This window comes from Dyadobacter sp. SRI_021 (assembly GCF_057586235.1).
Genome location: NZ_JBYCZM010000005.1, coordinates 16,272 through 39,466, shown reverse-complemented (window position 1 = coordinate 39,466; position 23,195 = coordinate 16,272). Strand labels below are relative to the sequence as shown.

The 23,195-nt window shown below is 49.0% G+C and carries 17 protein-coding genes and 1 pseudogene; 12 read left to right on the top strand and 6 right to left on the bottom strand.

Going from position 1 to position 23,195, the window contains the following annotated elements:
- Nucleotides 1–16: 16 nt before the first annotated feature.
- On the bottom strand, nucleotides 17–430 hold the full coding sequence (locus AC2YIT_RS16275) for a response regulator (protein ID WP_430848655.1): 414 nt from the start codon (nucleotides 428–430) through the stop codon (nucleotides 17–19).
- A complete protein-coding gene (locus AC2YIT_RS16270) occupies nucleotides 423–2,036 on the bottom strand; it encodes a sensor histidine kinase (protein WP_487279836.1) in 1,614 nt (537 codons plus the stop codon). Before AC2YIT_RS16270 ends, AC2YIT_RS16275 begins: the two co-directional genes overlap by 8 nt.
- 442 nt (nucleotides 2,037–2,478) lie before the next feature.
- Here AC2YIT_RS16270 and AC2YIT_RS16265 point away from each other — a divergent pair, with 442 nt between their 5' ends.
- The 5 genes from AC2YIT_RS16265 (at nucleotide 2,479) to AC2YIT_RS16245 (ending at nucleotide 4,957) form a co-directional block, all read left to right on the top strand.
- Complete coding sequence (locus tag AC2YIT_RS16265) at nucleotides 2,479–2,838, top strand: DUF4180 domain-containing protein (RefSeq protein ID WP_430848651.1); 360 nt, start codon at nucleotides 2,479–2,481, stop codon at nucleotides 2,836–2,838.
- A 4-nt stretch (nucleotides 2,839–2,842) separates the two neighbouring features.
- Complete coding sequence (locus tag AC2YIT_RS16260; RefSeq protein WP_487279835.1) at nucleotides 2,843–3,406, top strand: Crp/Fnr family transcriptional regulator; 564 nt, start codon at nucleotides 2,843–2,845, stop codon at nucleotides 3,404–3,406.
- Between the two features lie 74 nt (nucleotides 3,407–3,480).
- Nucleotides 3,481–3,810 (top strand): DMT family transporter, encoded by a 330-nt coding sequence (locus tag AC2YIT_RS16255; protein ID WP_430848647.1) that lies wholly within the window; start codon nucleotides 3,481–3,483, stop codon nucleotides 3,808–3,810.
- A 69-nt stretch (nucleotides 3,811–3,879) separates the two neighbouring features.
- Entirely contained in the window at nucleotides 3,880–4,566 is a 687-nt protein-coding gene (locus AC2YIT_RS16250; RefSeq protein ID WP_487279834.1) for a phosphoribosyltransferase, read from the top strand.
- A 163-nt stretch (nucleotides 4,567–4,729) separates the two neighbouring features.
- Nucleotides 4,730–4,957, top strand: a complete 228-nt coding sequence (locus AC2YIT_RS16245) for a hypothetical protein (protein ID WP_430848643.1) — start codon at nucleotides 4,730–4,732, stop codon at nucleotides 4,955–4,957.
- Nucleotides 4,958–5,071: 114 nt separating this feature from the next.
- Here AC2YIT_RS16245 and AC2YIT_RS16240 read toward each other — a convergent pair whose 3' ends face one another.
- Nucleotides 5,072–6,646, bottom strand: coding sequence for a SusD/RagB family nutrient-binding outer membrane lipoprotein (locus tag AC2YIT_RS16240; protein WP_487279833.1), 1,575 nt, complete (start codon nucleotides 6,644–6,646; stop codon nucleotides 5,072–5,074).
- Between the two features lie 19 nt (nucleotides 6,647–6,665).
- Nucleotides 6,666–9,788 (bottom strand): SusC/RagA family TonB-linked outer membrane protein, encoded by a 3,123-nt coding sequence (locus AC2YIT_RS16235; protein ID WP_430848639.1) that lies wholly within the window; start codon nucleotides 9,786–9,788, stop codon nucleotides 6,666–6,668.
- Nucleotides 9,789–10,230: 442 nt separating this feature from the next.
- Here AC2YIT_RS16235 and AC2YIT_RS16230 point away from each other — a divergent pair, with 442 nt between their 5' ends.
- The 7 genes and pseudogenes from AC2YIT_RS16230 to AC2YIT_RS16200 all read left to right on the top strand — a co-directional run bounded on the left by AC2YIT_RS16230 (nucleotide 10,231) and on the right by AC2YIT_RS16200 (nucleotide 18,204).
- On the top strand, nucleotides 10,231–10,803 hold the full coding sequence (locus AC2YIT_RS16230; protein ID WP_430848637.1) for a dihydrofolate reductase family protein: 573 nt from the start codon (nucleotides 10,231–10,233) through the stop codon (nucleotides 10,801–10,803).
- 119 nt (nucleotides 10,804–10,922) lie between these two features.
- Nucleotides 10,923–11,477, top strand: coding sequence for a glycosyl-4,4'-diaponeurosporenoate acyltransferase CrtO family protein (locus tag AC2YIT_RS16225; RefSeq protein WP_487279832.1), 555 nt, complete (start codon nucleotides 10,923–10,925; stop codon nucleotides 11,475–11,477).
- 22 nt (nucleotides 11,478–11,499) lie between these two features.
- The gene (locus tag AC2YIT_RS16220; protein WP_487279831.1) at nucleotides 11,500–12,297 is read left to right on the top strand and encodes a helix-turn-helix domain-containing protein; all 798 of its coding nucleotides are present in this window, start codon (nucleotides 11,500–11,502) and stop codon (nucleotides 12,295–12,297) included.
- A 70-nt stretch (nucleotides 12,298–12,367) separates the two neighbouring features.
- Nucleotides 12,368–12,694, top strand: a pseudogene (locus AC2YIT_RS16215) (hypothetical protein); the annotation flags it as partial.
- 18 nt (nucleotides 12,695–12,712) lie between these two features.
- Nucleotides 12,713–13,354: a S41 family peptidase gene (locus AC2YIT_RS16210; RefSeq protein WP_487280192.1), complete on the top strand. Its 642-nt coding sequence runs from the start codon at nucleotides 12,713–12,715 to the stop codon at nucleotides 13,352–13,354.
- A gap of 177 nt (nucleotides 13,355–13,531) precedes the next feature.
- A complete protein-coding gene (locus AC2YIT_RS16205) occupies nucleotides 13,532–15,163 on the top strand; it encodes a tetratricopeptide repeat protein (RefSeq protein WP_487279830.1) in 1,632 nt (543 codons plus the stop codon).
- A gap of 425 nt (nucleotides 15,164–15,588) precedes the next feature.
- A complete protein-coding gene (locus AC2YIT_RS16200) occupies nucleotides 15,589–18,204 on the top strand; it encodes a zinc-dependent metalloprotease (protein ID WP_487279829.1) in 2,616 nt (871 codons plus the stop codon).
- A 117-nt stretch (nucleotides 18,205–18,321) separates the two neighbouring features.
- On the opposite strand, the gene AC2YIT_RS16195 is transcribed toward AC2YIT_RS16200, so the two are convergent.
- Together AC2YIT_RS16195 and AC2YIT_RS16190 are read right to left on the bottom strand one after the other, a co-directional pair.
- Nucleotides 18,322–19,248: an alpha/beta hydrolase gene (locus AC2YIT_RS16195; protein WP_487279828.1), complete on the bottom strand. Its 927-nt coding sequence runs from the start codon at nucleotides 19,246–19,248 to the stop codon at nucleotides 18,322–18,324.
- Nucleotide 19,249: 1 nt separating this feature from the next.
- Nucleotides 19,250–23,173, bottom strand: coding sequence for a PVC-type heme-binding CxxCH protein (locus tag AC2YIT_RS16190; RefSeq protein WP_487279827.1), 3,924 nt, complete (start codon nucleotides 23,171–23,173; stop codon nucleotides 19,250–19,252).
- Nucleotides 23,174–23,195 lie beyond the last annotated feature (22 nt).

Genomic DNA, 23,195 nt, shown 5'->3' with positions numbered 1-23,195 from the left:
AAATAGTAGTTTGCCATCATTTCGGGCCAAGAAATGACAGTACACGTTCGGTAACGTCTTTCAGCGACGGGATCTGGACAGGCTTCTGGAGGTAAGCCATCACATGTCCCGAACCCATGGCCCGGTCATAATCCTCCATCTCAGAGGAAGAACTCATCATGCAAATGGAAATGGGCCGGGGTACGTTCGGTTTCAGTTTTTCGTATTCGTTCAGGAATTGCCAGCCATCGAGGATAGGCATATTAATGTCGAGCAGTATCAGTTGAGGGAGTTTCAGGGCGTCCTTTTTGTGGTTGTTGAGGTAATCTATAGCATCCCGGCCATTTTCAAAAAAGATAATTTCCCGGGCTATTTTGGCCTTTTCAAGAATGCGTTTCAGGAGGTAAGTGAAGATTTTGTCATCGTCCACTACGCAGAGTATTTCAAGCATTTTCGTTGAATGTAATTTTGAATGTAATACCCGCGTCGACCTTGCTGAATACCTGAATGTTGCCGCCCTGGGCTTCTATCTGATTTTTTATCAAAAATAAGCCGACTCCGTGAGCGTCTTCATGTTTATGGAAGGTTTTATACAGGCCAAAAATCTTGTCGGCATGGAGCGAAAGATCGATCCCCTTGCCCTGGTCGCTGTATTCCAGTACCTTAAGCCCCGTCTCGTTCCGGTAGAACCGAAGGTGTATCACCGGGTGTTGATGGTCTTTTTTGTACTTGATCCCATTGGAAATCAGGTTCATCAGAATGCTTTCCAGGTAAATACGGGGAAATACGATCTCTTCCACCATGAAATCCATCCCTATTTCCGCCTGGCTGGTACGCAGACTTTCATCAAGCACGCCGAGGACCTGTTCGGTTACCTCCCTGATATCCAGTTTTTCGCCCGCCAGGTGATTGTCGCGGATCTTGATGACTTGTGAAAGGTCGTCGAGGGTTCCGTTCAAATGCCGGGACACTGTTTTGATCTTTTGAAAAAGCTCCTCATTGTCTTTGGTGAGGGTCGATTCGTCCACAAAATCGGCAAGCAAGGCAATGTTGCTGGAATGGTTACGCAGGTTGTGGGAAAGAATGTGGGTAAAACTTTGCAGCTGGCTATTCTTTTGGGCCATCTGATCGATCGATTTGACGAGTTTCAGTTCCAGCGTTTTGTACCGGTCTATATCCATGATAATACCTCTGAGTTTGTTCACCTGTCCACTGGCATTCAGCGATGGCGTGGCCGAAAAACGTATCCATTTACGTGCGCCGGTGGCGGTGCTGAGTTGCAGTTCATGATCCCACGAACAGCCGGTTTCCATCGATTCCCGAAGCGCCGCTCGGATGATGAGCTGATAAGGTTCGGGGAAAAAGCGGAGCAGGTCGGTTTCGTTGTGAATATGTTCTTCGTTGGTTTCCAGGATGTTGCCGCAAGTAGCCGTCCAACGGAATTGTCCCGTAGCAGTATCGTATTCCCAGCCGCCGAGCTTGCCGACATCGCTGGCAACGCTGAGCAGGAACTCGCTCTCCGCAAGTTTTTCTTCCACGGCCGTACGTTCGTCGATTTCCCGTTGCAGATCGGATACAGACCGGAGCAAGAGCACATTGGGAAAGATCTTGTACAGATAATAAACTGTCGTCACGGAGATGATCGCTGTGGCAAACCTGACCAATGCACTGAAGCGATACGCCGGTATCCAGAAAATCAATGCGTCGATCAGATGCGTAGTGCCGCAGAAAGCGATAAAGGCGACGAACAGCCAGATTGTTTTAGGGAATGGAAAGTCTTTTCTGTTGCGAACGAACCGGATCAGGAAAATGGGAATCAGGAAATACGAAGCCCAGATGAACATGTCGGAAATGATGTACAGCCAGCCATGAAAATCCGACCACCTGCCGCAGTACCAGCGGGCAGGCCATTCCGATTGGCTGAAAATCCCCCGGAAGAATTCTACCACCTGCCCTGACAACCCGTCCTCACTTGCTGTTAAGGGAGCCTGGCCCGTACGGCAGAGTATTATACGGTCGTCTGAAATAGCATAATGTTGCGCAGTTTCCGGGGTCATGGATGTTCAATTAACGGGAGGCGTATTCGAATATTAATGATTAAATTCATGCTAAACAACCGCGCGTTTGTTTTAGAAAATAGCCTGCCTGGTATCGTAAAAATACTATTTAGCCCAGTTTGTAAAAATAATTTTAGTGAAATGAGCGAATGGCTATGAAGGAAGCATGTAGGGGGTTCTTGAGTGATCGATCGGGTTGGCACGCGGTTTGAATTAATGCCTGATTTTCAATTGTCAGACGAAAAAATGGGCCGGTGAAAAGGCTTATCGACGGACCGGCACAATGGTGATTGTTTGTGCTTTTTATTCTTGAAGGAAGAAAATGGCTTAGAATAAATAATTTGAAATGTCGAAAAAGTTCAAACGCTGCCTTAGGGGCAGCGCAGGACTTTTTGACTAATTTAGCAGGCCGCGCTAAACAAACCAAGCGGCGTTTTTTGCCATGAATATTCAGGTCCATCAATACGATGAAACCGCGATTGCGGAAGTAACATCTGACCAGGTTCTTATCCATACGCCCGACGACGGACTGCAATTGATGGTTGATCTATATTACCAGGGTTACGGTGAAATAATTTTGCATGAACAAAATATCACTCCCAATTTCTTCGATTTGAAAACGGGTATTGCCGGCGAAATTTTGCAGAAATTCACGACCTACCGTGTTCGCCTGGCCATTGTGGGCGACTTCGCTCATTATGAAAGTAAAAGCCTGCGAGATTTCATCTTCGAAAGTAACAAGGGGAAACAGGTCAATTTCGTACCTTCGGTGGAAGAAGCCCTTGGACGATTGTCAAGATAGCGCGATGGAAATAGATGACATTCTCGAACATTTTCACCCACTGCCGCCCGATTCGAAGGAGGCTTTGAAAGAGTGTGTTTCCGAGGTCCGGTACCCGAAAGGGCACGTGCTGATTCGTTCAGGTAGGGTGGAGAAAATGCTTTATTTCATACGGAGCGGGATCGTGCGTGCGTACTCCGATGCCGATCGCGGGGATGTTACATTCTGGTTCGGAAAGGAGGGGGATGTGGTGATTTCTATGAAAAGTTATGTTTCGGGACAGCCGGGTTATGAGCATATCGAAACCATTGAAGCGTGCGATTTGTACCAGATGAAAGCGCAGGACCTGGAATTACTTTTTGCAAGCGATATTCACGTTGCCAACTGGGGCCGGAAGCTGATCGGCCAGGAGCTGATCAAAACCGAAGAGCGGCTGATTTCCATGCAATTCAAAACCGCCCAGCAAAGGTATCTTGAATTAATGTCCGCCACCCCTGATCTGCTTCATCGCGTGCCTTTGTGCCATATTGCTTCCTACCTGGGAATCACGCAGGTGAGCCTGAGCCGCATTCGTGCGGAAATTAGGTAGCACGTCGCTTTTTATCATTTGTAAAATTTTTTGTGGAACCGGTACCGGACCTTTGTATGCAAAAACAAAGTGTTATGAACTGGATTATTTTGATCGTCGCCGGCCTGTTCGAGGTCGGATTCGCCTCTTGCTTAGGAAAAGTCCGTGAAACAAGTGGAAACGAAATGTATTTGTGGTTTACCGGATTTATCATTTCGCTGGTTGTTAGCATGGCATTGCTCCTGAAAGCGACGCAAACGCTTCCGATTGGCACGGCTTATGCTGTGTGGACTGGTATAGGGGCAGTGGGAACGGTGTTGGTAGGGATATTGGTTTTCAAAGACCCCGTCAGTTTTTGGCGGATATTCTTCATAAGCACGTTGATCCTCTCCATTGCGGGGCTGAAAATGGTTTCGCAGCATTAAGCATTGCAGTTCCGGCATCGATTTTTACCGATCCGGTTCTGGGGATTTTTTTGTACAGACGTGAAGCCTATGAACCGAAGCAACGACATCATTTTTGCCGACCGAAAAGATGCGGGACAGCAACTGGGGCATTTTCTGACAGCGCGCTACAAAGGCTTGGACCCGCTCGTAATAGGTGTAGCCCGGGGTGGGATGGAGGTGGCATATTATGTCGCCCAATGTCTTGAAACCGACCTGAATATGGTTATTTCACGGAAATTACCCGTTCCCGGCTGTCCCGAAGTCGGTTTTGGGGCCATTGCGGAGGACTTATCCGTGTACATTGCCCCGCGGTTCAGGCGGTCGTTCGAACCGGAGACGATCGGGGAGATCATCGACGAGCAGACCGACGAAGTGAATCGTCGGATTGGAATCTACAAACATGGCAAACCGCTTCCGGATATGCGTGGCCGGACCGTTATCATCGTCGACGACGGCATCGCGACGGGCGTAACGCTCGTACCTGTGCTGCGTCTGTGCCGTAGCCGCGGTGCCGAACGCGTAATAGTGGCCGTGCCGGTTGCAGGCAATAACTATGATGCCTACCTGAATGACGCCGATGCGCTGGAGATACTGGTTATGCCCGAATGGTTTTACGCAGTAGGCCAGGTGTACGCCTCATTCCGCGATCTTACAGACGACGAGCTGCTGACCATTGTCCGCAAGGGGGCGTATCTGCGGTCGGGCTGGGAGCATGTGCGAAGTTTACACTCCTAGTTTTTACGAAAGAACAGGACTGGATTTCCGTGTGAAGTCCCAAAATGATCATCACGGATTTGAGCGGTTCAACCCGGATAAATTTCCTTTGCTCAGAAATACTTGGATGCCTGTCTGAATTCGGCTATGTTGGGATATAATTGCTTCACCAATCAACCTGACCATGCCAACTTTCATCCGCAACGAAAAACAGCCACGTGCGATCAATCTGGACAATATCGACAGTATCAAGGCAGAGAACGGAATCCGTTACGAGATCGTCTTCGAACGGGGGTTGTATGCCGCGGGCTCGGGGGAACTGGCGGTGATAGACCGGTGGCAGTTTGACACCGAGAAAGAACGAGACAAGGTCCTGAAATGGATTCTGGACAATTATGCATTGAAGTTCTGACCTGGTTCTTTAAACAAACTTGCAATAATAGGATAGAGGCTACCCGGATAACAGGTAGCCTCTATATGTTACGTACGAAATTAGTTGTGCTTCAAATTCGGTTTCGCGGGATCATCAGAAATTCGCTTTACCGGTATCCCACCACAAGCGGGTAGCAATATCGTCTTTTGCACCGGTGCCCATTTTGGAAACTGCATCCGCAACGGCAGCTGTGTTGCCGTTCCTTTCCGCATTTACAAACGGCATTCGTTTGATCCATTCGGTTGCCGGAATTACACCCCAGTCGTTGTTGCTATCGTTTTTGGCCACATGCGGGATTTTAGGATAGCCTGTACGTCTGAAATCCACCCAGGCTTCCTGCGTATTGGTGAACGTATTGAGGTACTTCTGGGTAATGATTTTTTCCAGCTTCAACTCATTCGAATCTGCATTGTTCCAGGCCACGGTGATGGTGGAAGCGGCAGTAAAGTTGTTACGGGCGTCGATCGGATCCACATAATTGATCGGCTTGCTGGTCGCGTCGGCCAGGTACGCATCTACGCCACCTGCACCCCAGTCGGCAAACGACAGCTTGATACCTTCCTCGTAATTGGTTTTAGCATCGCCAGCGCCTTTCCAGCCTCTTAATGCGGCCTCGGCTTTCAGGAACGCTACTTCGGCAGCGGTGAAATTTCTTCTCGTTTGAACCGTCTGGAAATCTTCGCTCACTTTTGAGAATGGGACGTGGTCGGCTTTCGCTTTGATATAAGCACCATTACGAACGCCCTTGTAAGGAACAGAAGGGTGATCTGCATACAAGGCGGCGTTGGTCATAGGAGCAAAATATTTCGAAATCCGGCCGTCTTTCAAACCCACCAGAAACGACTCCATGACAGCACCCATGCGGGTATCATCCCATTCGTAGCAGATTTGTGCTACCGGTATTTTATTACCGTTCAATGAGTTGATAAAGTTGTCTGAATTGGCAGTAATCAAGCCCGCAGGATCGGCCAAGGCTTTTTCACCCTCGGTCTTTGCCATGGCAGGATCTACTTTTGAAATACGCATAGCCAATCTCAGACGCAAAGAGTTGACCAGCTTTTGCCACCGTGGAATGCTTCCGCCGTATTGAGAAGGATCGAATTTTTTGAATCCGGTGTACTCCTTATTGGCGCCGAAGTCAGTCTGGATTGAGTCCAGTTGCTTGAAGAAGAGCGGGTAAAGATCTGATTCTTTGTCATATGCAATCGAATTGGCACTAGTTCCGTATTGGGAATAGATAACCGGCCCATGTACGCCTGTCAATTTGGAAACGGCGTAAATGCGGATCAGCTTGGCCCAGGTTGCAAACAGCGGCAGGTTATTGTCTGCGGCGAGCTTGATTACCTGTTTGGCGGGGGACATAACGCTACCGTAAACACGATCCCAGTAGGTGTTCCAGCGAATGTAATAGGTCGTGTTGTTTACGTTACCCACAAAGTCTGTGGGCGTTCCCATGTAACCCATCCAGTTGTCAGAACAAAGGTCCTCTTCAATCTGGTGACCATTGAGGTTAAATATCATATTGGAAAAAGGTGAGCCTACCAGGTTGAAGTCCTGCTTAAGAAGGTCATCCGAAATTTGATATGGATTCTGGTTTGTCTCCACGAAATTGTCCGTACAAGCCGCGAATGCAATCAGTGATATCAGTGCTATAACTAATTTTTTCATGTCAATAACTTTAGAGTTTTTAGAAAGAGAACTTCAGGTTCAACCCGTAGGATCTGGTAGATGGCAAACCAAACACGTCCGTCGATTGCAAATTGTTGTTAGTACTCATTGCCTGCTCCGGATCGAAAGGTGCTTTTTTGTAGAAGAAGAACAAGTTTCTGCCTACAAACGAAATAGAAGCATCTTTGAACACGGTACCCTTGCTTTTGAAGTTATAACCCAGTACAAGCTGTCCTAATCTGATGTTAGTTCTCGAATACACATAAGGCTCCATGATTTTGTTCCGGTCACCGATGGCCGAATAATAAGTATAAGGAGCGATAGAGGTAACTGCTGTTCCCTCAGGCGTAACCGCATTGATAGGCACCGATCCCGCATCTCTTGCCTCCGCTGATCTTTCGCTTACACCGTAAGAGTCCAGGAAAGCCTCTGTTTTGGAGAATGCAACACCGCCGAATTTACCGTTAACGAGCACATTCGCGAAAAAATTACGGTAGTTGAAGTTGTTGGTCCATCCCAAAAGAAGCTTAGGATTCACATTGCCAACCTTTTCCTGTTTGGCTGCTTTGGTAGGGACACCGTTCTTATCCAGGATAATCTGGCCGGCATCGTTACGCGCGAAGTGATAAACGTAAACGTCATTGAAAGAACCGCCCGCCTTGATGATCGAAGCAAAGCCCTCGTTGTCACCACCTACCTGATAGTTAGGATTGGAAGCGATCAACTCAACAATCTTGTTCTTGTTCTGTGAGGCATTGACGGTCGTGTTCCAGCTGAAACGGTCCGTGCGGATAGGCTCTGCATTCAAAGTCAGCTCAAATCCATTGTTTTCGATCCTTCCTGCATTGACATAATAGGTGGTATAACCCGAGCCCGAAGGTGCTGCCAATGAAAGAAACTGGTTGGTACTTACGCCGTTGTAATAGGTAAAATCAAGTCCCAGTTTGTTATGGAAGAATTTGGTTTCAATACCATATTCGTTAGCTACGATTTTTTCCGGTTTCAAGTTGGTAAATGGTACCTGTGTAGGTCTGTTGATACCACCGATGCCGCTCGGTCCGCCCGCTCCTCCAATGGTGCTCAAAGGAAGTACTCTGTTATAAGGTACCTCGTTGGCCGTTTGCGAGAAGGAAGCCCGAACTTTCAATAAGGAAATAGCCTGAGGCAAATCAAGCATCTGGCTGATCACAGCCGATCCCCCGATAGATGGGTAGAAGTAAGATTGGTTGCCGGTAAGCGCCAGGGTAGAAGCCCAGTCGTTACGTCCTGCCAGATCCAGGAAGAGAAACTCCTTGAACCCGATTGACAAGTTGGCAAATGCTCCCTGCTTGATGGTGTTGCTGTAATCCGGATGGTTATTGAAAACCACGTTGTAAGGCATGTTCGAGAACGTAAACACGTTTGGATACTGCAATGATACCGTTCCGTTGTTGACGGTCATGCCATCGTAATACTTGTTTTTCTGATAACTGAGACCAGCCAATGCATTCACACTAAAGTCGCCCAGGCTTTTATTATAGGTAAGGATGCCGTCCGTATAAATGGACTGATCGGTATACCTTGCATAGGCCCATGTACCGTTGGGGCTTACACTTACGGAGTTGCCACCAGCTGCATAGCGCTTATCATCCAGCACATTGTTATAGTCAATGTTTGCCCTTACCTCGAACCGAAGGTTTTCAACGATGTCGTAGGATGCTTTCACATTCGCAATGATCCTTTTGTACGATTGCAGTTTCGGATCCTTGTAAAGTTCCCAATAAGGGTTGTTTTGCTTCTCTTCGGTGGAGTACCAGTTCATTTTGTCCATGTTCCGGTCCTTGTTGAATACCGCGTAATTGTCTTTATAGCTTTGGAAGTCGCGGTCTCTGGCAAACAGGTACAAGCCGGTTAGCGGGTTGTTGTAGTAACCTGCACCCGGACGGTTTTTGGAAACTTCGGAAGACAGGATCACACCCGAGCTGATCGTAATCTTGTCTTTCAGCATTTTCGTGCTTTGTCTGAACGAGAAGTTGTTTTTCCGATAGGTATTGGTGGGCATGATACCGTTAGAAGAAACGTTTGCATAGGAGAAATAGACATTTGTCTTCGCATTCCCGCCAGTGATGGCCACCGAGTTAGTGAACGTAGTACCCGTCCGGAAGAAGTCATTGATATAATCCTTCTGGTAGTTGTCAGATTTCACCTCAGTTGTTCCAATCGGGGTCCAGCTGTAATCCCCGCCCACAGTTCCGTAACGGTACTGGAACTTGGGAAGACCTGAAACCTTTTCCAAAACTGCGCTGGAGTTGAAGTCTACCGAAAGTTTCCCCTCTTTTCCTTTTTTAGTAGTAATCAGGATCACCCCGTTGGCGCCCTGGCTACCATATAGTATAGAAGCATTCGCACCCCTCAATATGCTGATGCTCTCGATGTCGGCAGGGTTAATGGACGAAAGACCATCACCACCATCCGTACCGCCATAAGAACCTGGCTGGCCACCTTTGTTGTTGACCATCGGAATACCGTCTATCACATAAAGGGCTTCGCTGGATCCTTGCAACGACTTATTTCCACGGAGAACTGCTCTGGTGGAACCACCCGCGCCCGAGCTGCTTACTTTAATGTCTATACCTGCGGCTTTACCGTTAAGGGCATCCACAAAGTTGGTATTGGCAGCCGCCCTCAATTCTTGTCCGCCGATTTGCTGTGTCGCATAGGTCAGTGCCTTCTTGTCACGCTGAACACCCAATGCCGTTACAACCACTTCATCAAGCGTGGCAGCGGATGTTTCCAGGACTACATCCAACACGCTTTGTGATCCAACCACCACTTCTTTACGGGTGAAGCCGATGGAGGAGAATATCAATACTGTCTGATCATTTGGGACTTCAATGGAGAATTTACCTTCGGCATCCGTGATGGTACCGACTTCGCTACCTTTGATCACTACCGTGGTACCGGGTACGGCTTCACCTTTGTTGTCGGTTACTTTACCAGTAACACCTCTTACAGTGGCGATCGACGCGACTCTGTGGTTTGAAATGCCTCCCGGCGTCATCGGAACGGCAAAGGACGTGCCTACGGAAGCCGTAAACGCGGCAATCTGGTAAAAAGAAAGTTTCATCCACAGCGGACACTTTACTTCCTGTTTTCTTCTCATAACTCTGAATGGTTAAAATTTAGGGAAAATTTGGCATAGAGACTCTGTATCGCTTCAGGGAAGCGATCAAGTGTTGAAGCTTGTTAAGTACTACTTTGAAGCTTCTTTCGATTGGAAGGAAGGGGGCGTAGAGGGTTAAGACATAGGCAATACTCGTAATTTTTATTGAAAAGTAATTAAATTATGCAATTAGTGAGTCTAACAGGTGGTTCGTTTTGAAGTTTTTTTAAAAATAGTAATTTTATTGGGTACCTGATACATTTACTAGCTGTTTGTTCTAAAAATTTTCAATTTTCTCATTTGACCGGTTACCAGAAGGTCCATGGGTAAAATGTCATGTCCATAATTCCCCCTCTATTTGTCCCGAACGGCTACGCAATGTCGTATCGTATATGACTAATTTGGCATCGGTTTAAAGCTGTTCACTAGATATCAAAAAAATATGGGAAAAGTAATAGCCGCTATCAATATGACACTCGATGGCGTTTGTGACCATACGAAGGTGAGCCCGGATGATGAGGTCCATCATCACTACGAAAATCTGCTGCGTGATGCCGATGCTATTCTATATGGGAGAATAACCTACCAGCTGATGGAATTTTGGAGGAGTATCCTGGAAAACCCGACGGGAAACCGATCCATGGATGAGTTCGCGGTGGCAATTGACCATGTTCCTAAAATTGTCTTTTCACGAACGCTGCCCGATGTTGACTGGAAAAGCGCAACGCTGGCGAAGAGGAGCCTGGAAGAAGAGGTCCTCGCACTCGCACAGCAGCCAGGCAAGCGCATTCTGGTCGGTAGCCGGAGTCTGATAATCGATTTGTTGCGGTTGAATTTAATAGATGAATTTCAGTTGATGATTCATCCCGTTATTGCTGGGGAAGGCATGCAGTTGTTCGAAAACATGCATGCCAGGAAGTCCTTAAAATTGACCCAAACAAAGACCTTCGACTCAGGCGCAATCATACATTATTATGAACCGGTGAAAAAGCAGTCAGGCAACGTCGGAAGTTGATATATGGTGACTGCTTGTCGTAGTGGTAAACGCTATTTATTATTAGAAATAAGGACTTTCATCGAATCGTACCGTAAAATTTTGATAGTTTAGAACGAAAAATAAAAGATCGTTCTCCTATGCTTATTAAACGGGTCAAAATCCTGGTGATAGTCTGTTTGGCGGTGACAACCACGGGCTGGATGCTTCGTTATATGGATGTAACGTCGGCAGCGTTCAGTTTTGGATTGAATTTTGCGATGATGTTCTGGGTATCTATACTTGAACCGCAGCTTAAACCGGCGCTTGATTCGCCCTATTTTGATTCTTTCCCTTTTGAAAAGGAGGGAAAGTTGTACCGGATGTTAGGTGTTGAATGGTACCGGGCCATTTTGACTAAAAGCGGATGGGAGAAATTGAGGCAAAAGGCCACTCCCATTAGAAAAAGCCTCACCGATTTTCAGGCGTATGAACGGGCCGGCAGGGTAGCAGAAGTAGGGCATTTAGCGGCAGGTGTCGTTGTTTTAATCATCACTGGCTACGTTGCAGTTACCTACTCGGTCAGGGGCGCAATATGGCTGATAGTGTTTAATGTCTTCCTGAATTTCTATCCGGTCTTGTTGCAGCGGTACACCCGTCCAAGACTGTTGCGGATAATTGAAAAACTACAAAAAGGCCTTCTGGTGACGAACTAGGAGGCAGGGCAATTTCACGATTATGGAGCTACTGCCGACAGCCACTTATTTAGGAAACAACCTGACGACCTGCCAGACGAACGGTATCTGGACGAGTGAAACAGTCTATTCCCAGGAGAATCTCCCTAATGTGTCGCTGCATGCACACGAGAATCCGCACATCACCATGCTTCTGGCGGGCGCAACCTTTGAAAAACGGCAGCGAAGTGAATGTTACCGGCAAGCAGGGGAGGCCGTATTCTTTCATGCGGGAGAGCCGCATCAGAACAGTAAGACATTACCCGGTTCACGGAATTTTAATATTGAGTTCACACCCCTTTTTTTTGAGACATATGATCTCACAGAAGACCGCATCGCCCGAAGCACCCATAAAAATCCGCTCGTTGCCAATGCGTTTCTGCAAGCCTACCGCCAATCATTGAATGACGACCATTACGCCGGTGATTCAATTACGATGACAGTACTCGGGCTACTTGGCATGCCGGAACGCGCCGGTCGCCGGAGGCCACCGGGTTGGGTGGGTCAAGTTACCGACTTGCTGCACGATCGCTGGAACGAGCAGGTGACCCTGCGCGAACTCTCCGAGGCGACAAGTATGCACCCTGTAACGATCTCGAAATATTTTCCGCACTATTTCGGTTGCACATTGGGTGAATACATGCGGAAACTCAGGGTCATGAACTCCATTGCCCTGGTTAAGAACACATCTTACCAGTTAACGCGTATCGCACATGAGTGCGGGTTCGTCGATCAGGCACATTTTACAAAGGCTTTCAAACAAATCACCGGATTTTTACCCAAAGAATACCGGACAATTTAATACGCTAATCTGATACAATTTTGAGTGGCCGACATACCGGAGTTTTGTAATAAACTAATCAACCCGGCCTATGTTAACCATCAAACCTGCACTGTTCTGTCTGAGTGTCGTTTTTTTTCTGCTTCGTTGTCAGTGCGTGTCCGCTCAGGTCCTGTCTTCTCAGGAAATCGGAACAGCGATTGCCGTCATTGCGCAACAAATCGACACTGCTTATGTTTTTCCGGAGAAAGGGCGAAAAATAGCGGAACATCTTCAAGCAGAACTTCGAAAAGGTAGGTTTTCGGCTGTTAAAAATTGGCAGGACCTGGCTGGGTCTGCTTCGAAAAGCTTGCGTGAATTTAGCCGGGATGGACATTTATATGTTAAGTATGACCCTCAAACTGTCCAGGCGTTACGAAAACCCCGGCAATCGGACTTGGATACGGCTTCGCAGGCATACAATCCTTTTTTTGACGGGAAAGACGCCGGGGAACGGAACTTCGGCTTTCATAATGTAAAAATACTGGAGGGCAATATCGGTTATATTGAGATTTCGGAAATTAACGTTTCGGCACGTAGTCTGCCGACGCTGCTTGCTGCCATGCGGTTTGTGGCAAATAGCAGGGCGCTGATTATCGACCTGCGAAATAACAGCGGCGGGGGCAGCGACGTGGGTAATGTCCTGGAAAGCTATTTTCTTCCCAAACACACACCCTTGCTCGAATTTAAGACCAGGAATGGCAGCATGCAGATAGAAAAAACAGTTGGATGGTTGTTGGAGCCAATATATGAAAAGCCACTTTTTATTCTGGTCAATAAAGGGACGGCATCCGCTGCGGAGGCGTTCGCATATGCGCTTCAAAAGCATAAACGCGCAAAAGTCGTCGGACAGCGGTCAGCCGGCGGGGCGTTCATGAGTTCGTGGTACCCGGTTAACGAGCATCTCTATCTTTCCGTTTCTACGGGCGCTCCTACCTGGCCCGGCACAACCGAGAATTGGGAAGGAACGGGCGTTCACCCCGATTACACCGTATCTGAGGGTACCGAGCTCACCGCGGCTTCTCAATTGCTGAAATAAATGCTCCTTCGAATCCGTGCCATTCTATTAAAGCAACCATATACGACAAAAGTGTAATCCTGGCGTTCCTGGGTTTCAAAAATCTTGTTACCTTGGAATGAAATTCGTCGTGGATATTCTGAGTGATCAAAATGGGCTGTCCACAAAATTTACCCTCTGAATACACTTTTGAATTGTATGCTTAGGCACGCGATTATTTGGATCAAAAGACGCAGGTCAAATCCATTAATTTTCCTTTTGCTGGCCACGGGCTTTTTTTCAAATGCCCAGGAACCGGCTTTTGATCAGGCGTATGACAGGATCTGGAAGCAAGCCGCCAATAAGGACCTGGATACCGTTGTGTCTTCCGCCGACTCGCTGTACAAATCTTCTTCTGTGCCGGTGCACCGCATGCGATGTCTGATGCTCATAGCGAGGCTATACCAGCAAAAGGAGGAGCTCGAAAAATCGGTCGAATATGCCCTGAAGATTGACCAGCTCGCAGTGGAAAATGCCAACTACACCTGGCAGACAAGAGCCAATGCGTACCTGGCCGGCCTTTACCGGATGATGGAGCTGTATGGCAAATCCAGAGCTTATTCCCAAAAAGCGCTGGAAATCGTTCCCAAAATAGAGGATGCCGAACAGGCCAGCAGTACGCGGGGGCTGCTTCTTCAGGAACTGGCTTTCGCAAGTATGGACGAGGAGAACTACGAACAGGCAATCCGGCACTTTAACGAGGCAGGAAAGAGCTTTGAAAAGATCAATAAGAACAGGGAATTCAGCATTATGAACAACGAGCGGCTTTTGGGAGATAACTACCGGCTGCTTACCCGCTATGACACCGCACTTATACATTATCATAAAGCACTCGAAATAAGCAAAACCCAGCCGCTTCATTACGTTATTGGTTTGATCTACAAAGGGATGGCTGAAACGCTGATGGAGACCGGTCGCCTGCCGGAGGCCAAGACTTACCTGGACAAAGCGGAGCGCTTCGCCGATGAGTCGCAGTACCTGCAATTGAAAGATGTTACCTACGACCTGTCCAAAAGATATTATGCATTGATAAAAGATTCTAAAAAGCTGAGTACGGCACAGGAAAAGAGTAATTCGGTGGTCGATACGATCCTGAACAAACGGGCGCAACTGCTCAACAAGATGTATGCGCAACTGGATCAGGATGCGGTGAAGGTGGAGGCCATAGACAGCCGGAAAAATGCGACTATCCTTGCCGCTATCACATTAATTTTTTCGGGCGGTGGTTTTTTTGTCGTGTACAGAAAGCGGCAAAAGCGCGAGTTGGCCCATGTAAGGAACGTGCTCAACGATTTAAATAGGGAGCAAATCGAAATCTCGGCCGACGAACGCGAGCCGGCATCGGACGTTGGGGAATTGACGCTTGACTTCACGGCGGACGATATCGCGCCCGAAAATAGCACAGACAGCCCCCGGAAGCGAATGATGCCGGTAGAAACGGAACGCCATCTGCTGGAAAAACTGGCCGAATTCGAGAAGTCAGACGCCTTTCTTGAGAGCGGCTTCTCGTTGGCCTCCATGGCTACCCTGCTTAATACGAATACGAAGTATCTGTCCTATCTGATCAAAAGTGATAAGAATGCGGATTTCAATGGTTATATCAACCGTCTCCGCGTTAATTTCGTAATTGAAATGCTGCAAAAAGACCCAACCTGGCGCCAGCACAAAATCAGTACGATGGCAGCAGTGTCTGGCTTTTCCTCTCACAGCCAATTTGCGGCCGTATTCAAAGATTGCACCGGTCTTTCTCCCTCTGTGTTCATCAAACATCTCGCCAGTGAACTGGAATAGCACGTACCTGAATGCGCACATTTGAGAATCTTGATGGTATTGTACTATTTTGACGTATAAATAGTGCAATTTGACCCAAAACTTGTATCAAAATTCAGGAATTCCGGTATAGCAAGCCTTGAAGGTTTGTGCGATGCCCCTTTACATTTGCCCAATAGAAGATCTGATAGCGGCGCATCAGTATTGTAACCAGAGTGAGATCATCACCTCACTTTAGTATACGTATACACAAACAGGTTTTATGATTCGCCGATAGCATGTTCACCAATTCTTCCCTGTTTTTATGAAGAATCCTTGCGCATTTAGCGCGAAAGGGGGCTGCCTCGTGCGTCTCTATGACGTTACGGCCCGTGAAATTCCCGGGATATTAGAGGAATTAACGATCGTCGCCCTGTCAAGCAGTCATCAATTCACAACTATCCAATATGAAGATTCATTTTACATTTTTACTCGCATTTCTTTCGCAGATTGCCTCTGCACAGAAAGGGTTCTTTGTTGAGACAAAAATCAGCGACGCCTCGCGGGCACGTGAAGTCACGAACGTTTCCAAATTTTCGGTGCATCGCGTACACAGTGCGGGTATGAAAAATTACCTGGCAACAGCGCAACCTGAATTTCCCCGAAAGACGGCAGATGGCATTCCATTGGAGGTGCCCCTACCCAATGGTACTGTGGAGGTTTTCGAGATCTTCGAATCTTCGATCCTGGCACCGGCGGTTGCGAAAAAACATCCTGAAATCAAAACCTATTCTGGCAAGGGAAAGCAGCACCCAAATTATTCTCTTCGCGTCAATTTCACTTCCAGCGGATTCAGTGCGATTATCTTAGGCGTTGAAAACGACGCGGTCTATTTTGAGAAGTTGGATGACAACGCATCAGACAGTTTGTATCAAAGCTATTTTGCAAGGGATGCCGTAAGTCCGGAGAACAGCACATTAAAAAATGCAAACAACCGGTGCGGCGCGTTGGATTTAGGGCCGCAACTTCCCCAGGCAACCGGATCAAATGCGGGCAATCAGCGGGTAAGCGCCGCATTGTCCACAGGAGGCACATTAAGGACGTTCAAACTGGCGATGGCTGCCACAGCCGAGTTTACAGCTCAAAAAGGAGGGACGCAAATTTCCGCATTCAATGCGTTGACAAACTATGTAAACAACCTGAACGCAGTTTACCAGAAAGAGCTGAGTGTGGCCTTTGTATTGGTAAGTGACGAAACACTGGTTTATACGGACGCCGCCACGGATCCCTATAACAACGACGATCAGGACGCGATGCTCACGCAAAACCAGGAAAACCTAGACGCTACACTTGGTAATGCCAGCTACGATATAGGTCATGTATTGGGATATACGGGCGGGTCCGGTGGCGGACTTGCCGCCAGGCCTTCGGTTTGCGTTCCTTCTGAGAAAGCCCAGGGGGCATCGGGGGTGGGAGACGGGTCCTATGCGGAGGTTTTTGATTTCCAACTTGTCGCCCATGAAGTAGGGCACCAGTTCGGTATGTCGCACTCGTACAACAGCAACGTGCCTGTATGTACCACCCGCGCATTCGCAACGTCGGTTGAACCCGGCGCGGGAACTACGATCATGAGCTACGGGTACACGTGCAGCAACAGTGACCCCGGTTCCGGGCTGGTAGGGAATGACGACTATGAGACCCCTTATGCCCCGTTTCTCAACTTCCATGCGGTGAGCCTCGACCAGGCCAACACCTACATTGCCACGCTCGATTGCTTTACCGAAACCGCCACCGGCAATGCGGTACCGTCAATTACACCTATGCAAACGACGTATGTAATCCCGAAATCCACGCCTTTTGCATTGGAAGCGCTCGCGACAGACGGTGATGCGGCAAATGTGCTCAGCTACTCATGGGAAGGCACAAACATCAGCAGTGAGTCCGACAAGGCAACGCTTACCGCATCGACCATTTCGGACGACACCAAACCGCCTTTTTTCAGGTCTTACCCACCTGTGCAGTCCAATGAAAGCAGCAGTCCGGGAAAAAGATATTTCCCCAGACTTTCAGCGGTGCTTGACGGTTCCAATTATGCGAAAGGAGACAAGCTTCCTTCGATTGGAATTGCGACAACCCACAGGCTAACCGTACGTGATAACCTGGGTGGTGTGACATCGGAAAACGTAACGGTAAATATCGACGGCAACTCAGGACCTTTTCTGGTGACCAACGATCCCTCGGGGATCAAAAAGGGAAATAGTTTGCTGACCGTCGAATGGAGTGTAAACGGCACGACAGCGGCGCCAGTCAATTGTACGCTGGTTGATATTTCAGTTTCACTGGATGGAGGGAACACATTTCCCCTGGTTCTTGCAAGCGCTGTGCCTAATTCAGGGTCTGCGGCCATTACCTTGCCCGATACCGGCACCACCGAAGCAAGGATCAGAGTCGCTGCGAGCACGAGTACAGCAGATGGCAATTCGCCGAACGTCTTTTTTGACATATCAAATCAAAATTTCACCATCGAAAAATCGTCGATGCCTGTCAGGCTGATTTCCTTCGAAGCGTCGGCAAAAGAATCCGGAACCGCATTGCTTTCCTGGAAAACGGCCGATGAAGTGAACAATTCCGGCTTTGAAATCGAAATGGGCTACAACCCGAAAGACTTTGCCAAAGTAGGTTTCGTCGGGGAAAATGGCGGGAATGCTATTAACCACTACCAGTATACTATTGATGGCCTGGTTGCCGGGAGGTATTATTTCCGACTGAAACAAATCGACCATGACGGAACATACGCGTATTCTAAAATCCAGGCGTTGCTCGTCACCGGCAACAGCGGAGAAGTGGCGGCGATTTACCCAAATCCTGCCGGCGACAAGATCAGTATCAATACCAATTTTTTCCAAAAATCGGCGCCGGTCTTCACCTTGTTCGATTCGAATGGAAACATTGTATTAACCTCCTTAGGGACCACAACAGGTTCCCGGTGCGAAATAGATATCAGTAAACTTGCCCCTGGTCTGTACACGGTTACAACAAATGCCGGTAGCGATCCGAGAACCCTGAGGTTCTTTAAATTATAAGGGAAACCTGATTCCGGAATTGTCTATAAATAACGTTGAGGACAATTTATTAAGGCCGCCGGCATTGCCAGCGGCTTTCTTTCTTTATAGTATCTGATAAGTACGGCTAATACTGATTTAATTCGCCGCACTTATTAGATACTCTGCGCGCATCCATTCCACCACGTCGTCGAACCACACCCGAAACGGCGGATACGTAAGAAAGCCATGCTCTCCCCTGGAATAGATGTGCAGGGCGCCTTTAACGCCGTTTTTCTGCAAGGCGTTGTAAAAGGAAATGCTGTTGGAAACCGGAACGACGACGTCGGCGCCCGAATGCACGAGAAATGCGGGCGGCGTGACGGTACTGACTTGCAGTTCGTTTGAAAATAAACGGATCATTTCCGGGCTGGCATTTTTACCGAGCAGGTTATCGCGGGAGCCGATATGCCCGGTGCTGTCGTTGAAGCTGATGACCGGGTTGATCAGGATCATGAAATCAGGCCGGAGGCTGGTTTTGCCCTCCTTGTCGATATAACGTGTTTGGAAATGCGTTCCTGCCGTAGAGGCGAGATGGCCTCCTGCCGAAAAACCCATAATGCCGATCCGGTCTGGATTAATACCGAATTCCTTTGCACGCTCCCTGACTGTTTTAATCGCTTGCTGTGCGTCCTGGATGGGGCCGAAAGCAGGTTTTTTCATGATCTGCGCATCGGGTAACCGGTATTTGAGGACGAACGCCGTAATGCCCAGCTGGTTGAATGCCCGCGCGACATCGCTTCCCTCGCGTTTTGTGAGCAATGTGCCGTAGCCGCCACCCGGGCATATAATGACTGCCGTTCCGTTAGGGTGGGTTTGTTTGGGTAAAAAGACAGTCAGACCTGGGATTGACACGTGCGACGTGAGCGAATCCACGGTCGCATTGGCGGACAAAGTTTCCTGATCGGGCGCTTCAATGGAATTGGGAATTGCTTCGGGATACAGGCGCATGTAGCGTTGCGCGACGCTGCATGCGCCTGAGAATAACATTCCGGCGAGGAGAAAATACGGTGTTAATCTGTGCATTTCAGGGGATTTTGGTGTCTGTAACAGTTAATATGCCTTGCATGACGCGCCAATGTCCCGGGAATGAACAGATAAACGGATATTCACCCGGCTGCGTGGGTGCTCTGAATTCCAACCGGAAGATTTTTCCGGAATTGACCAGCGGGGTCGCAAATAGGACATCCGGTGTGGACGGTACGAAATGTTTCTCGAAGCCATCTTTCAGGCTCGCCATCGCATCGGCTGCTTCGCCGACTTTTTCGGCGGTTCCGGGTTTGACAATAACCACATTATGCGGCATCAGGTCTGGGTTCTCGAAAACCAGCGTCACTGCTCTGCCCGCAGGTACGGTGAGTGCTTTTTTATCAAATGCCATTTTGGCCTCCACTGCTATCAATCTGAGTTCGATAGTTCCCATGTTTTCGAGCATGGATAGCACTTCTTTCCGTTCTTTTTCCGGCACTGCACCCACCATTCCCTTCATCGCCCTGACTGCCGCCGCAAATGCCGCCGAATTCTGAACCGGCTCGGGTGTGTTTTTCAGCGATGCTACCAGTTCTTTCGTCGGCTGCGTTTTGGTTTCACTTTCGAGCGTCATTTTCATGAGCAATGGATAAGCCACTGCCGGGGTGCGTGGTGCGAGTTCTTTTACTTTCTGAAAATAAGAAGCCCTCAAATCGGCATCCGGCAGCATGGAAATGCCGGTCAGATACGCGGCTGTTTTTCCCTGAATAGCCGTTTGTAGTGATTGTTCCGGCAACCTGGCGCTGATCCACCCCGCAAAACCGGTGGCTTGCATTACCTGGCTGGTGTCAGCGTTAATCAGACGGGTCAGTTCTTGCTCACTAGCCTTCAATTCGGCTGGCTTGCTGGAAAGCAGGAGTTTCGTCAACTCCTGTTGGGCTGTGCCGGGCTGATTTGATTTTCTGGTCTTTTCTTCTTCGTAAATGGCATTAAGCAGCACTTTGACCTTCCCGGTTTGCTGATTTCTTGCAAGATGGTCTACGGCTTCGATCTTTTTAGCGGCATCGATATCGGGTCTGGTCAGCATTGCGGTAAGCACTTCGGACGTTTGCGGTAATGCGGCGAGCTCCTGCGTATTGGCAAGTTTGAGCAGGTATCGCTGTGCCTGTTTCGGGTTTTTTCCAAAACGCTTTCCCTGCTTCATGCCAGCCAGCCAGATCGGTTTGAGGAAGCGGAAAGTCTCGTGCATGGCATAATCCATATAATAGTCACTCGGATACTGGAAAATGTCCGTGGCGGCGGCTACTGCCTGTTCGGAATTGAAATAACTCAGCGCGACCATCGCCTCGATCCGGACGCGGGGCGACTGGTCGTTCAACCGTGCGCGCATCAATTCAAGCGCGCCGGGAATGCGATCGCGCCAATAGAGAAGTACTTTCGTGGCAGCGGCGCGTGCCTGGGACTCTTTTGCTTGGAGCAAGGTTTCCAAAATGTCGGGCTGTACCACATCGAAATCCTGGAAAAGCCAGAGCCCTTCGAGCAGGTTATGCTCGTATTGCGGATCTTTTTTATCCAATGCAGCGATCCATTTTTTCAATTCGGGCAGGACTTCCGGGGCTTGTTTTTCACGGATTTGAGCACGTGAGCGATACCTGAACCGGTCTTCATATGCTTTGAGGTTTTCCAATAGTTGCGGCACGCTCTGCTTCGACAGGTCGATCACTTTCAGCGCGGGCTTGCCTTTGTATGTGATGCGCCATACCCGGCCGTGCGATTTGTCGCGGGCGGGGTCGCGCGGTGGGTTTTCACCGTGGGAAATTAGCGGGTTGTACCAATCGACAATGTACAAGGCGCCATCGGGTCCGAATTCAATATCTATGGGGCGGAAATTGGGGTCTTCCGATTGCAGGATCGCTTCCACTTCCTTGCTGCCAATGCCCGAGCCGCGCGGGATGATCCGGTGCTGTTTCGTGCCCTGGAAGCCAATATTGTTGTTAACCAAAAAGTTACCCTGTACATCGTCGGGAAATTGCCTGCTGGATACGATTTCAATACCGGCGGTCGGTCTGACGCGCGTCTCAGTGAACATCTCAATGCGCGGATGCTTGTCGGGATAGGTGACATTGCCGGTCATGGGCGGGGCAAAATAGTTGGAGCCGTCGGATGCATCGCCGATCAGGTGTGTGCCCCATTTATCGAAAATGCTGCCCCAGGGATTGTAATAGGGATAGGAAATGTAATGCGACAGTTTGGCGGTGCGCGGCTCATAGCGGTAGGTCGCGCCCGCGTAGGAACGTATGGGCCCATATGGCGTCTCGACCTGCGAGTTCAGGAACGTACCTTCATTGAAATACAATGCACCATCCTGCCCGAAGGTAAATGCGTGCGTGGCATGGTGGCTGTCCTCCGAGCCGAAGCCCGTCAGGACGACTTCGCGCAAATCGGCCTTGTCATCCCCGTCAATATCTTTCAGAAAGAGGATATCCGGCTCCTGCGACACATATACACCTCCATCGCCAAATTCAAAACCCAGCGGAAGGTATAGATCGTCCGCAAACACGGTATGCTTGTCGGCCTTCCCGTCGGCATCGGTGTCTTCGAGGATCACGATTTTGTCGTGCACCGGAATGCCCGGGAAGTACTGCGGGTAGGTAGGCATCGTAGCAACCCAGAGCCTTCCGCGTGCGTCGAAGTTCATCGCTACGGGTTTTTCAATCGGGAAATCCTTTTCGGAAGCGAACAGGTTGATCTGATAGCCCTCCGGCAGCTTGAATTTGTCGGTCGTGGCAGGCCACATTTTTTCGTGATGAGCGTGCGCTGCCGCTTTGGCAGCTTCCCCCTGGCGGCCGGTCATCGGGATCTCGGGTATCAGCATCGGGTCCACAGGTTTTCCGCGACGGTCGACAATTTCAATGGCTTTTACGAAAGCGGCAGCATCATTATTTTTTCCCATTTCCCAAATCACAGAATCCAGCGAGGCGGCCATCTGGTTCAGTTTGCGCAGTTCCGGCGGGAATGCGATCACGCCGAAGGGTTCCCTTCTGCGGCCGTAAATGTACTCGCCGTTCACGGCACGCCAGCGGTAAAAGAAGTGGTCATCCTTCATTTTGATGACGGCCAGCAATTTCCTGCTGTGCTCGGTGTTCAAGTCCGGCATCTTTCCGAAACCCAGCGACCGGGCCATCCACTCGGCCGCCCGTTTGTAACCTGCATCCGTGAGGTGAATGCCGTTGATCGTTAGCTTGGACTGGCCTTTTTGCTGCATTTGGGCGAGTGAAGGCGTGTAGAGGTCGATAAAGTAAAGCCCTTTCACCGACGCGACTTTTTGCATCGCTTTGGTATACAATTCCAGATTTTGGTTGTGTTCGGCAGGATTGGGGAAATGTTCGCCCATGGTTTCGTGCGCGATCGGCGATACAAGCACGAGAGAAGGAGCGGAGCGGCCGTTGTACTGGTTGTTTTGCAGGTTTTGAATGAATGCGCCGAGGTCTTTTTCAAATTGCGGCAAGCCCGCAGGACCTTTGAAAGCCTCATTCATCCCAAAACATAAGAATACAATGTCTGCCTTCTGATCGTGCAGGTCCTGGTTCAAACCTTCGAAATTCAGCGCGACCGGCATTACGATCCGTTCACCCTCATGCGTAAAGCCCTGGAATTTAACTTCCTTCTGGCCTTCGGTAAGGCGCTTTGTCTTTTCTCCGAAGCCCGGAAAATTTAATGGCCGCGGCTGCAAACCTACTTCGTCAGCGCTCCATCCCATATTGCGCAGGGTCAGTTGCCTGCCCGGGAAGTTCTTTTGAAGTAATGCTTCGAAATAGCCATAATGCCGCATCCGGTCGGCGAAGGTGTTGCCAAGTAAAACGATACGGTCGCCGGTTTTGGGTGCGAAACCGGGATTAGGAGCTTGTCCGGCGGACGGTTTCACAACAGCGACCGACAAAATAAGGATGGCTGGAAAGAAATGACGAAGTATAGATTTCATAGGATATCGGATAATGCCGTAA